This is a genomic window from Rhodoferax sp., assembly GCF_030653815.1.
Taxonomy (GTDB): Bacteria; Pseudomonadota; Gammaproteobacteria; order Burkholderiales; family Burkholderiaceae_C; genus Rhodoferax.
On the sequence record NZ_JAURYQ010000016.1, the window covers coordinates 43,427 to 55,551 of the forward strand.

General features: G+C 61.5%; 12 protein-coding genes. 1 reads left to right on the forward strand and 11 read right to left on the reverse strand.

All coding sequences use genetic code 11. The annotated features are described in order from the left end of the window. Positions 1–18 precede the first annotated feature (18 nt). From Q7U49_RS05855 to Q7U49_RS05900, 10 genes are all read right to left on the reverse strand, one after another. Positions 19–657: a carbon monoxide dehydrogenase subunit G gene (locus Q7U49_RS05855; protein ID WP_304763096.1), complete on the reverse strand. Its 639-nt coding sequence runs from the start codon at positions 655–657 to the stop codon at positions 19–21. A 3-nt stretch (positions 658–660) separates the two neighbouring features. Next, the gene (locus tag Q7U49_RS05860; RefSeq protein WP_304763099.1) at positions 661–1,539 is read right to left on the reverse strand and encodes an NAD(P)-dependent oxidoreductase; all 879 of its coding nucleotides are present in this window, start codon (positions 1,537–1,539) and stop codon (positions 661–663) included. Positions 1,540–1,542: 3 nt separating this feature from the next. Beyond that, on the reverse strand, positions 1,543–3,915 hold the full coding sequence (locus Q7U49_RS05865; RefSeq protein WP_304763102.1) for a xanthine dehydrogenase family protein molybdopterin-binding subunit: 2,373 nt from the start codon (positions 3,913–3,915) through the stop codon (positions 1,543–1,545). After that, positions 3,902–4,414, reverse strand: a complete 513-nt coding sequence (locus Q7U49_RS05870; RefSeq protein ID WP_304763104.1) for a (2Fe-2S)-binding protein — start codon at positions 4,412–4,414, stop codon at positions 3,902–3,904. Before Q7U49_RS05870 ends, Q7U49_RS05865 begins: the two co-directional genes overlap by 14 nt. Further along, on the reverse strand, positions 4,411–5,277 hold the full coding sequence (locus Q7U49_RS05875) for a xanthine dehydrogenase family protein subunit M (RefSeq protein ID WP_304763107.1): 867 nt from the start codon (positions 5,275–5,277) through the stop codon (positions 4,411–4,413). Before Q7U49_RS05875 ends, Q7U49_RS05870 begins: the two co-directional genes overlap by 4 nt. Positions 5,278–5,286: 9 nt before the next feature. Continuing rightward, positions 5,287–6,384: an ABC transporter ATP-binding protein gene (locus Q7U49_RS05880; protein WP_304763110.1), complete on the reverse strand. Its 1,098-nt coding sequence runs from the start codon at positions 6,382–6,384 to the stop codon at positions 5,287–5,289. A 12-nt stretch (positions 6,385–6,396) separates the two neighbouring features. Further along, a complete protein-coding gene (locus tag Q7U49_RS05885; protein ID WP_304763111.1) occupies positions 6,397–7,305 on the reverse strand; it encodes a carbohydrate ABC transporter permease in 909 nt (302 codons plus the stop codon). Next, positions 7,302–8,219, reverse strand: coding sequence for a carbohydrate ABC transporter permease (locus Q7U49_RS05890; protein ID WP_304763112.1), 918 nt, complete (start codon positions 8,217–8,219; stop codon positions 7,302–7,304). Before Q7U49_RS05890 ends, Q7U49_RS05885 begins: the two co-directional genes overlap by 4 nt. A gap of 63 nt (positions 8,220–8,282) precedes the next feature. Further along, positions 8,283–9,611 carry an extracellular solute-binding protein gene (locus tag Q7U49_RS05895; RefSeq protein WP_304763113.1) on the reverse strand — a complete coding sequence of 443 codons (1,329 nt, stop codon included), beginning with the start codon at positions 9,609–9,611 and terminating at the stop codon, positions 8,283–8,285. Between the two features lie 231 nt (positions 9,612–9,842). Continuing rightward, positions 9,843–10,154 (reverse strand): NIPSNAP family protein, encoded by a 312-nt coding sequence (locus Q7U49_RS05900; RefSeq protein WP_304763115.1) that lies wholly within the window; start codon positions 10,152–10,154, stop codon positions 9,843–9,845. Positions 10,155–10,284: 130 nt separating this feature from the next. On the opposite strand from Q7U49_RS05900, the gene Q7U49_RS05905 reads away from it, so the two are divergent. After that, positions 10,285–10,980, forward strand: coding sequence for a TetR/AcrR family transcriptional regulator (locus tag Q7U49_RS05905; protein ID WP_304763117.1), 696 nt, complete (start codon positions 10,285–10,287; stop codon positions 10,978–10,980). Between the two features lie 32 nt (positions 10,981–11,012). Here the strand turns inward: Q7U49_RS05905 and fba are convergent, their stop codons facing one another. Further along, positions 11,013–12,050: a class II fructose-bisphosphate aldolase gene (gene fba, locus Q7U49_RS05910; protein ID WP_304763118.1), complete on the reverse strand. Its 1,038-nt coding sequence runs from the start codon at positions 12,048–12,050 to the stop codon at positions 11,013–11,015. Between the last annotated feature and the right edge of the window lie 75 nt (positions 12,051–12,125).

Here is a 12,125-nt window from a genome sequence, read left to right on the forward strand (position 1 = left end):
GGAGGTGTATCCCGACGCTCAGGTCAAGCGCGCGAAGCAGTAACCCAGTGCGATGCCGAGACCACAGGCAAACACCACCAGCCAGGCCGGCACCGGCGCGCCCAGCGAACTGAATAATCTGGCAGGAGCAGCTGCGACCGGCATGATCGCGCCGGGCACCGGTGTCGCTGGCGCGGCTGCTGGCGTTGACACCACGGCTTCTTTCACGCCCGTGCCGCCCAGCTGGCGGGCAAAGGCGGCGAAGAAATCGTCTGCATTTTTCTTCGCCACGGTCTGCACCAGACGGCTGCCGACACTGGCCAGCTTGCCACCGATCTCGGCGCTGGCCACGTACTTGAGCACGGTCTCGTTCTGCGCTTCGCTCAGCGCCACCTTCGCCGCCATTTTGGCAAAACCGGCCGCGCCACCCTGCCCCTGCCCCGTCAGCGTGTAGCCGTTGGGCGCATCGAGGTCGCTGAGCACCACATTGCCCCGGAATGTCGCCGAAATCGGCCCCACGGTGGCCACCACGGTCGCAAACAACTCGGTATCGGACAGTTTTTCAAGTTGCTTGCAGCCGACGATGCACGCCTGCAGCACCGCGGGATCGTTGAGCGCGTCCCAGACCTGTTGCTGCCGGGCAGGGATGCGGTATTCCCCGGAGAATTCCATCGCCATGTGCTATGCCTCGTAGTGTTTGAACAGCGCCTGGGTGCCGAGCCGGCCGTGGCCTTGCTGCGCCAGTTCCTCATACAGCCTGCGTGCCAGTGCCAGCGCCGGCAGGTCCAGCTGCATGCGCCCGGCTTCCGCCAGGGCAATGCCCAGGTCCTTGATGAAGTGTTCAATATAAAAACCCGGCGCGAAGTCGCCGTTGATGATTTTCTGCCCCATCACGGTCAGCTGGAACCCCGACGCGGCGCCGCCGCCAATGGACTTGAGTACGGTCGGCAGGTCCAGCCCGGCAGCCTTGCCGTAGGCCAAGCCTTCGCACACGCCCATGATGGTGGCCGCAATCACGATCTGGTTGCACATCTTGGTATGTTGTCCGGCACCGGGGCCGCCCTGCAGCACGATGTTGGGGCCCAGCAATTGCAGGATCGGCAGGGCGGCCTCGAACGCCGCCTCCGCACCGCCCACCATGATGGCGAGTTTGGCATCGCGCGCGCCGATGTCGCCACCGGAAACCGGCGCGTCCAACGCGCTGCACCCCCGCTCGGCAGCCGCTTTGGCAATGCGTTGCGCCAGCTCCGGGCTGGAGGTCGTCATGTCGATCAGCAAGGCCCCGCGGGCCCGCGCCACAATGCCGTTGTCGCCGAGATAGACCTGCTCCACATCATGCGGATAGCCCACGATGGTGATGACCACGTCGGCGTTGGCGGCCAGCTCGCCCGGGCTGTCGCACCAGACAGCGCCACGCGCCAGCAAGGCTTCGGCCTTGTCACGCGAGCGGTTGTAGACCCGCAGCGGATAACCCGCAGTCAGGATGTGCCCGGCCATGCTCTGGCCCATATTGCCCAATCCGATGAAGCCCACGCGGGGTTTGTTTTTGCTATCAGTCATGTGTCATGCCTTGTTAATGAAGTCGGTTTTATCGCGCAGCAAATCGCGCAAATACATCGGGGTCAGCGGCTGCCGGTCGGCCACCACGTCGAACGGTGCGAGCGCATCGTTGACGGCGTTGGTCAGCGCCCCGATGGCACCCATCACGCCGCCCTCGGCCATGCCCTTGATGCCGGCCGGCGTCGCCCGATTCGGCGTGTGCATGGCAATGAGCTCAAAATGGGGCAGCTCGCAGGCCGTGGCCACCAGGTAATCAGCCAGGGTCCCCGACAGGTTCTGTCCGGCTGCGTCGTACTGCACCTGCTCGAACAGGGCACCGGACAAGCCCATGGCAATCGCCCCGTGCTGCTGCCCTTCCACCACCACCGGGCTCAGTACTGTGCCGCAATCTTCCGCTACCACATAACGGGCAAAACGGATGGCCCCGGTGGCGACCTGAACTTCCACTTCGCACACATGCGTGGAATTGGAATAGGTCATGGGTGGTGGCTCATAGGTCTTGTGAAACTCCAGTCCGGGCGCCAGCCCCGCAGGCAGGGCCAATGGGTCCATATAGGCCGTGCGCGCCACATCGGCCAGACCCAAGCCGGTGGCGGTCCAGATGCCGTCGCTCATCTTCTCGACGCTGCCATCCCGCAAGCGCAGCGCGGCGCCATCGCCCAGACCCAGCAGCCCGGCGGCAATCGCCAGCACCTTGACCTGCGCCTCCTGGGCACACAAATACAGCGTGCCGCCGCCCGCCGTGCCACCGCGTGCGCCCCGGCTGCCCATGCCGTAGGGGGCGATGTCGGTGTGGCCGATATGCAAATGCACCTGCTGCGGCAGAATGCCCAGGCCTTCGGCCACGGCATGGGCCAGCGAGGTTTCATAGCCCTGGCCGGTGGCGCCCAGGCCCACCGAGGCATTCACCGCACCCGAGGGCTCGATACGCAGCCAGGCCGCTTCATGCCCCGACCCCGCAATGCCGGCGGCTTTGTAAAAACGCGAGCCATAGGTGGTGGACTCGACCACTGTACAAATGCCCAGACCCAGGTAAACCCCTTGCGCGCGCGCCTGCTGCTGGCGCTGGCGGAAATGCGCGTAGTCGATGGCGGCGAGCGCGCCTTCCAGGGTTTCGCGCGGCGTGATGTCGGCCAGCACCTCGCCGGTCGCCATGGTGTACGGAAAATCCTGCGGCTGCAGCATGTTGAGCCGCCGCACGGCCACCGGATCCAGCTGGAGTTCGCGCGCAATCGCGTCCATCGTGCCTTCCATCACCCAGCTCGTGATGGCCATGGGCGCGCGCATCGGACCATTGCCGACCTTGTTGCTCAGCACCACCTTGACGTCGTAACTGTAGTCCTGCACCTTGTAGGGGCCGGTCAGGATCATGGCCACCACGCGGGCCAGATAGTTGCCCGGATAAAAACTGTAGGCGCCGAAGTCTTCCACAATGTCGAGCTCCAGGCCGAGCAGGCGGCCGTCGGCGCTGACCGCGGCCCGGGTCCGGCAGAAGTCCTCGCGCGCCTGCGAGGAGGCCAGCAGGTTCTCCAGCCGGTCCTCGCGCCAGCGCACCGGCCGCTTGAGGTGACGCGCGAGCGCAGCCACCGTCAACTCTTCCCGGTACAGGGCGATTTTCTGGCCGAAGCCACCGCCCACATCCGGCGAAATGACACTGACCTGGGATTCCGACAGGCGCAATCGGCTGGCCAGGGTGGTGCGGTAGGGATGCGGCACCTGGGTTCCGACATGGAAGGTCAGATGCTGGCGCCCGTCGTCCCACACCGCGATGCAGCCGCGCGTCTCGATCGGCAAATGGGTCTGCCGGTGCTGGGAAAAAGTGCTCTCGATCACCCGGTGGGCCTCGCGCTTGCGCGCTGCGACATCGCCATGGTCCGCATGCTGGTGCGACAACAGGTTGGAGCTCAGGCTGTCATCCACCCGCGGTGCCTCCGGCGCCAGCGCCTGCCACATGGTGCTGACTGCGGGCAGCACGTCGTAATTCACCAGCACCTGCTCGGCAGCGTCCTCCGCCAGATAACGGTCGGTCGCCAGCACGCAGGCCACCGGATCGCCCTGAAAGCGCACTTTGTCGATGGGCAGGGTGTCCATCTCCATCGGCTGCAGCCCAGCGATCGGCGGCGCCATGCGCTGGCGCGTGGTCCACTGCGCCAGATCCTGCCCGGTGAACACCGCCACCACACCGGGCATCTCACGCGCCGCATCGGCGTTGATCGCAACGATGCGGGCGTGGGCATGGGATGAACGCACGAAGCAGGCATGCAGGGCGCCCGGCATGTCGATGTCGTCGACGAAGCGGCCCTGCCCGGTCAGCAGCCGGTAGTCTTCCTTGCGCGGAAGATGCCGGCCGATGTGGCGAAACTCAGGCAGCGACATGGTCCGCATTCCCTCTCATCTGCACCGCCGCCAGCTGGACGGCCTTGACAATATTCTGGTAGCCGGTGCAGCGGCACAGGTTGCCCGACAGCACATCGCGTATTTCTTCTTCGCTTGGCGCCGGGTTGATTTTGAGAAAGGCCTCGAAAGTCATCACGATGCCGGGCGTGCAAAAGCCGCACTGCAGGCCATGGGCCTCGTGCAGCGCCTGCTGCAGCGGTGACAAGACGCCGTTGCTGGCCACCGACTCGATCGTCGACACCTCATGCCCCTCCATCTGGATGGCATAGGTCAGGCAAGCGCGCACCGGCTTGCCATCGACCAGCACGGTGCAGGCGCCACAGACGCCATGCTCGCAGCCGACGTGGGTGCCGGTCAAACGGCAGTCCTCGCGCAGTGCATCGGCCAGCAGCTTGCGGGGTTCCACCCACAGTTCGTGGTTTTCACCGTTGACGGTCAGCGTGATCGCTCGCTTCTCCACATGACTCATTTGATTCATCCTTTGGCGCGGCTCAAGGCGCGCTCCAATGCCTGTTGCACCAGCTTTTCGGTCAATTCCCTGCGGTACACCGCCGTGATGCCCGCGTCGTCCTCGGGCGCCACGGCGGCGCGCACCGCGCGCGCCGCGTCCGCCGCCCAGGCCGCATTGGCCACCTGGCCGAGCCAGGGGCGCACCATGTCGTCACACGACTGCGGGATGGCACTCACACCGCTCAGTCCCAGGCGCACGCGCACGACGCGCTCGTCCTGCAGCGCCACGGTGGCGGCCACCGCGACGATGGCGTAGTCGCCATGACGGCGATTGAACAACTGAAAAGACGTGCCCTCATGCACGCTGAGGGTCGGAAAGTGCACGCAACGGATGATTTCATCGGGCGCCAGCGCCGTCGTCATCGCGGATTGGAAAAAGGCCGATGCCGGCACACGGCGCGACCCGCCCTGGCGCGCGATCTCGATGTCCGCGCCCAGCGTCATCGCAATCAGCGGGAACTGCGCGGCCGGGTCGGCATGCGCCAGGCTCCCGCCGAGGGTGCCGCGCTGGCGAATCGCATAATGGCCGATGGTTTTCGCCGCCTGCCCCAGCAAGGGGCAACGGGACTGCACCAGCGCGGAGCCGGCAATCTGTTCGTGCCGGGTCAGCGCGCCAATGCGCAGAAAAGCACCGCTTTCACGAATGTAGGCGAGCTCCGTCAGGTCATTCAGGTCAATCAGCGCCGACGGCATCGCCAGCCGCATGTTCAACATCGGCCCCAGGCTCTGGCCACCGGCAATCACCTTGGCATGGCCAGCGCCCGCCGCGAGTTGTTGCAGCGCCTCTTCCAGCGAGCTGGGGCGCAGGTAGTCGAAGGCAGCGGGTTTCACAAACGCGTCCTACCAGACCAGGCTCTGGCTGTCCTGCTGGTCGAACAAGTGCAGGCGGTTCAGGTTCACGCGCAGAACTGCGTTGTCGCCGTCCTTGTGCTGGCCTTCCTTGCCGACGCGGAAGAACAGCTTGGTCCCCTCCACTTCCAGTTCCAGAAACTGGTCGGAGCCGACCGGCAGCACCGAGAGGATGCGGCCCTGCAGGCAGTCGCCGGCTGATTCACCGCTGTGCGAAGCCACATCCTCGGCGCGGATGCCCAGCACCACGGCGCGCCCGGCCTGGCCGCTAACCCGCTCGGCCACGTGCGGTGGCAGCACCAGCGCCATCTGGCCACGCCGGAACACCATCTGTCCGCCCTCCATGGCCAGGGCGCCCTCCATGAAATTGATCGGCGGATTACCCAGGAACGAGGCCACGAACATGTTGCGCGGGCGCTCATAAATGTCGTCCGGCTTGCCAATTTGCTGCACCACGCCGCTGCGCATGACCACAATGCGGTCGGCCAGCGTCAGGGCTTCGGCCTGATCGTGCGTGACGTAGACAAACGTGGTCTGCATGGCCTGATGCAACTGCTTGATCTCGGCGCGCATGGAGATGCGCAGCGTCGCATCCAGGTTCGACAAGGGCTCGTCCATCAAAAATACCGCGGGTTGCCGCACCATGGCCCGTCCCAGCGCCACGCGTTGGCGCTGGCCGCCTGACAGCTGGTCCGGGCGCCGCTCCAGCAGCGGCTCGATCTCGAGCCGGCGTGCCGCATCGCGCACGCGGCGGTCCACTTCCTCCTTGGGATGTTTGCGCATGCGCAGGCCGAACGCGATGTTCTCGTACACCGTCTTGTTCGGGTACAGCGCGTAGCTCTGAAACACCATGGCCACATCGCGCTTGTGCGGCGGGACAATGTTCATCACCTCGTTGTCGAAATAGAGGTTTCCCTCGGTCACATCTTCCAGCCCCGCAATCATGTTCAGGGTGGTCGATTTGCCGCAGCCGGAGGGGCCAAGCAGCACCAGGAACTCCTTGTCGGCAATGTCGAGATTGAGGTTTTCCAGTGCGACGAACCCATTCGGGTAATGTTTACCGACGCCTTCAAATTTGATCCGGGCCACGTAGCTACTCCTTTAACCTTTGACTGCACCGGCGGTCAGGCCGGAGACGATATAGCGCTCAAACATGATGGCAACCACCACCGGCGGAACGATGGCGAGCACGCCAGCGGCGTTGATGAACGAGAAACTGATGTTGAAATCCGAGGTGAACGACGCCACCACAATGGGCATCGTTTGCGATGCCAGGGTCTGGGTGAACATGAGCGCCAGCAAAAACTCATTCCAGCTGGTGAGGAAGGTAAAAAGAACCACCGCCACCAGCGACGGCAGGGCCAGCGGCAGGTACACCAGCGTCAGGGTCTGAAAGCGTGAACAGCCATCCACCCGCGCGGCCTTGTCCAAGTCATCGGGCAGGGACTCGAAGTAACCGGTCAGGATAAAAGCGCTGAACGGCACGGTGATGGCCAGGTAGGTGATGACGAGCGACAGCTTGCTGTCGAGCAAGCCAAGTTGCTGGACAAACAGGAAGAACGGCACCACCAGCGCAATGTCCGGAATCACACGGGTCGTGAGCATGAAGTAGATCGAGCCGTCCCGGCCGATGAATCGGATTTTGGCCAGCGCATAGGCGGCGGGCACACTGACCAGCAGATTGAGAATCACCACCGATACCGCCACCACGAGGCTGTTCCACATGGAAGGGAGCAGGTTTTTGGCCGTGGAGGGAATGAAGCCCCCGGTTGCGGTGTCACCCTCCTTGCGATTTTCATAGGTCACCACCTTGTCCTTGGCGGTGAAGATCGTCGCAAAATTTTCAAAGGTGGGTTCGTGGGGTATCCAGTGCGGCGGCACCGAAGTGATCTCGGCTTCCGACTGGAACGACGATGAAACCAGCCAAGCGATGGGCGCCAGCACATACAGCGCAAAGATGAGCGAGGCAAAAAAGAGCAGCGCCCGTCTGCCAAGGTGGGGGATCTTCATAGCTTGCGGCTTGTGCTTCGGATGATGAAAAAGGCGAGGGTAAAGGTGACGATCGCCATGATGTAGGCCAGTGCCGCCCCGGTACCAAACGCCAGCTTGCGGAAGGTTTCCACGTAAACTTGCCAGGCCACCACGTGCGATGCGTCGGCCGGTCCGCCTTCGGTCAGGATGAAAAACAGGTCGAAATGCCGTATCGCCATCATCGTTTCATAAATCATGACCAGGGCAAATCCCGGCGTCAGCGCCGGCAGGGTGATGTGAATGAAGCGCTGCCACACATTGGCGCCATCGACTTTGGCGGCGCTGTACAAGTCAGCGCGAATCGACTTGAGCGTCACCAACAACAGGATGGTTGCCAATGGCACCTCTTTCCAGACGAAAGAGTTGGTGATGAGCAACATGGTCTTGTCGACGTCCCCGAGCATCACCAGGTACTTGTCGATCAGACCCAGCTGAAACAGGAGGCCATTGAGGGCACCGTAGCCGGAGTCATAAATCCACTTCCACATGAGCCCGTTGGCCACATAGGGAATCGCCCAGGGAATCAACAAAATGGCTGACAGGATGCGGCGGCCCCGAAATTCCTCGTTGAGCAGCAAGGCCATCAACATCGCAATCAACATGATGGCCGTCACCGACATCAGGGTAAACGAGGTGCTGCGCCCGACCGAATCCCAAAACATCTGGTCCTGGAAGATATGAACATAGTTGTCAAACCAAACGAAGGGCGCGCGGTGCGGACGCGTCAGCTTGAGGTCAAAGAGGCTGATCCAGAACGAATACAGAATCGGAAAAACCGCCACAGCCATCAAGACGACCATCATGGGCGCAAGAAAAATCATCGCGCTTTTCTGGTCATACGCACTGACCGGGGTGCCGATCAACCGGCGTAGCCCCTTGCTTTTGTTGCTCATCTAATTGCCTCTTTCAGGGTGACTGTCCGGGGGCGTTTTGCGTCACCCCCGGAACCGCCATACTCAGGACTGCTTGCGCAGGTCGTTCCAGGCCTGGGCCGACTTCTTCAGCGCTTCAGCCGGCGTGATCTTGCCGATGACGGCCGACTGCCAGGCCGAACCGTTGATCTCGTCCCACTCGCCAAACCAGCGCGTGATGACGTCCTTTTTGCGGGCGAACTGTTGCTGCTTTTCGAACATGGCTATGTCGGAGTATTTGGCATAGGAGGCCTGGACTTCAGGATCCTTGAACAAGCCTTTCACCGCGAAGCCGGCGCCGATGTCGGCAAAGAGCATTTTCTGGAAACGGTACTGGCCTTCGGCCTTGCCGCCATACCATTCAATCAACTTCGCTGCGTTGGCGGCACGCGTTTTGTCGGCAGCGGCCTGCGCCGTCATGCCGTGAAAACGCATCCATCCCACGGTGGCATGCGAACCACCAGCGCCAGCGGGCATCAGCGCCTGCTTGACACGCCCGGCAATCTGCGACTGCTTGGGATCGTTGAGGGTGCGGATGCGATAGCGGCTCAGCAGGGCAAACGCATGGTTGCCGGAGCTGAAGGACTTGAGGCCGTTGAGCTCGCCGGTTTCAACGCAGGCGGGCGAAATGATCTTGTACTTGTTGACGGCATCGACAATCCATTGCAGGGCCTGCACCGCACCCTTTTTCGGATCGCTCATGATGGCCGCGCCGCTGGCGTCGGTGAAGCCACCACCATGTGAATACACCAGAGCGGTCAGGAATTCGATCAGCCAGCTCTCTCGCGCCATGGGCAACATCATGGGGTATTCGGAAATACCGGCCGCCTTGATCTTGAGTGATTGCTGAACCAGTTCGTCCCAGGTCGTTGGCGGCTCCTTGATGCCGGCTTTTTTCAACTTTTCCTCGTCGTAGAAGAACGCCATGTAGTCGGTGTAATAGCTCAAGCCATATTGCTTGCCTTTGTATTGCATCGATTGCGTGCTGAAGTCATCTGCCTCTGCGTTGTATTTCATCAACTCGGGAAAACTGTTGATCGGCGCCAACCAGCCCGCGTCCGCCCACTCAGGCAGCCAGCTGTCGGAAACCCACAAGACATCCAGCGGCGCCTTGCCCACAAACTTGGTCACCATGGTGTCGCGGTACTGCGCCCAGGGGGCATTGTTGTAGTTGACCTTGATGCCGGTCTTGGCCTCGAATGCCCCCAGGTGACTCTTGACGGTATCCACCGCAGCCGACCAGGTGTAAAGGTTCAGGGGCGCAGCCTGCGCATGACCGGGCAGTGACAACAACCCGGATCCAGCCACGCCGGCGGAGGCAGTCATTTTTAAAAAATCACGACGACTCGAACCTTCTGTCCATATATTGCTCATATTTCCTTCTCCTAAGTTGATGGCCACAGCACGTCCAATGGCTGCGTGTTATCGATCAGAGTGACGCCCACCGTCAGACTGAACCGCGTTCATTGTTACGTCAATTTTTTATATCGTCAATTGACGATAACCCTAACGTACGTGCACAACTATTCGGCAAATCAGACCAAGCATTTTGCGTGCCAGGGTTGTTGCACCCTGCCGGTGCAGGCAAGCCTGGCACGGACTGCCTCACTGGATCGGCGAAAAACCCACGGGATTGAGAAACACGCTTTCCTGATGCACAAGATAGGGCAGGATTGAGGGCACAAAGGCCATCCACTCGGCGTCTTGAGCCATCTTGGTGCGCTGGGCGCTGCGGTGCGCAAAATCATCATACGCCCAAAGAAACACCACGGAATTCAAGACCCCGGACTCCTTGGTCCAGCAGCCGACCAATTTGGCGTAACGCGTGATGATGTGCAAGCCATTGGCCTGGTAAATTTTCAGGAACTCAGGTGCTTTTCCCGCCTGGATCTGGTAGGTGCGCATTTCTAGAATCATGATTTTTCTCCAGCTATATGAAGGGTTCGGGGTACCCTGGGGTACTCTTTAGAATGGTCGCATTTCACTCATCGTCAACTGAAGATATATTTTGCCATTAAAGTAAGACTCTTTTTAATTTGAACCTCTTATGCGCGCCAAATCAGACCACCTAAGCACCCTGCGTCAAAAGTCCGCAAGCAGCGCGCCAAAAGGCAAGGGCAGGCGCGTCACGGTGCGCATGCCTGCGGCGGAGCGTCGTGAACAGATATTGAAAAAAGCCTTCGAATTCTTCGCGGAATACGGATTGACCGCCCAAACACGCGCGCTGGCTGAATCCTGCGGGGTATCACAACGGCTGCTCTACAGCATCTTCCCCAACAAGGCAGCATTGATCAACGCCGTGTACGAGACGGGCATTGCCGGTGTCTTCAAGGCGGTGTGGTTTGTGCAACTCCAGGACCGCAGCAAGCCCATCGAACAGCGTCTCAAGGATTTTTATTGCGAGTACTACGATACCGTCCTGACGCGCAGCTGGATGCGCTTGTTTCTGTACGCCTCACTGGCGGAGGTTGAGATGGCGCCCACCTACATCGCCTCCATCATCAAACATCTTCTGGACACCATCATGAAGGAAGCACTGCACGAAGCCGGTTTGACATCTCCTCCCAGCCAGGCCCAAGCCGAAATCCAGGAAATTTGCTGGATTCTGCACGGCGCCATTTCCCACCTGGCCATACGGCGGCATATTTACCGCGACCAGACGGACATCAAGGTGAACAAGGTGATCGCCTTGCAAGTCCATTCATTTCTCGCGGGACTGAAGAGTGTCGTCCCGCAAGCGTGAGCATTGCATGCGCCCGTTTTCAACCAGCCTGCTCAGGCGTAGCGCGCCGCCATCACGTCGAGGTGGATCGGCTTGATCTTTGAACCCATACCGGCGCAGCCAAAGGCCTCGAAGCGCAGTTTGCAGATGCCCATGGCGGCCTTGCGGGCTGCAATCAGCGCCTTGCGCGGGTCGAATTCGCTCGGGTTCTGGGCAAAGCTCTGGCGCATGGCGCCGGTCATGGCCAGGCGGATGTCGGTGTCGATGTTGACCTTGCGCACTCCGCTCTGGATGCCGCGCTGGATTTCTTCCACCGGCACGCCGTAGGTTTCCTTCAGGTCGCCACCGAACTGGCGGATGATGGCCAGCCACTCCTGCGGCACCGAGCTTGAGCCGTGCATGACCAGGTGGGTGTTGGGAATTTGCGCATGGATTTGCGCAATGCGGTCGATCGCCAGAATGTCGCCGGTGGGCTTGCGCGTGAACTTGTAGGCGCCATGACTGGTGCCAATCGCAATGGCCAGCGCGTCAACGCCGGTTTTTTCCACGAAGTCTTTGGCCTGCACCGGGTCGGTTAGCATTTGGTCATGGCTGAGTTTGCCCTCGGCGCCAATGCCGTCTTCCTCACCCGCGTCACCGGTTTCCAGGCTGCCCAGGCAACCCAGTTCGCCTTCGACCGACACCCCCACGGCGTGCGACATCTCGCAGACACGGCGCGTGACATCCACGTTGTACTCGTAGCTGGAGGGTGTCTTGCCGTCCGCCAGCAGCGAGCCGTCCATCATGACGCTGGTGAAACCCGAGCGAATCGACTGCTGGCACACCGCAGCGGAGGTGCCATGGTCCTGGTGCATCACCACCGGAATGTCGGGGTAGGACTCCACCGCGGCCAGCACCATGTGGCGCAGGTAGGCTTCACCGGCGTACTTGCGGGCGCCGGCACTGGCCTGCAGGATCACCGGGCTGTCGGTGGCCGCAGCCGCTTCCATGATGGCCTGAATCTGCTCCAGGTTGTTGACGTTGAAGGCGGGCACGCCATAAGCATTTTCAGCGGCGTGGTCGAGCATTTGACGAAGGGAAACAAAGGCCATGGTGATCTCCTGGTGGTTTTAGAAAATAGCAGTCCAGCCCACGCACTGGGTGCGTGAGTTGGTAGGAATGATTTG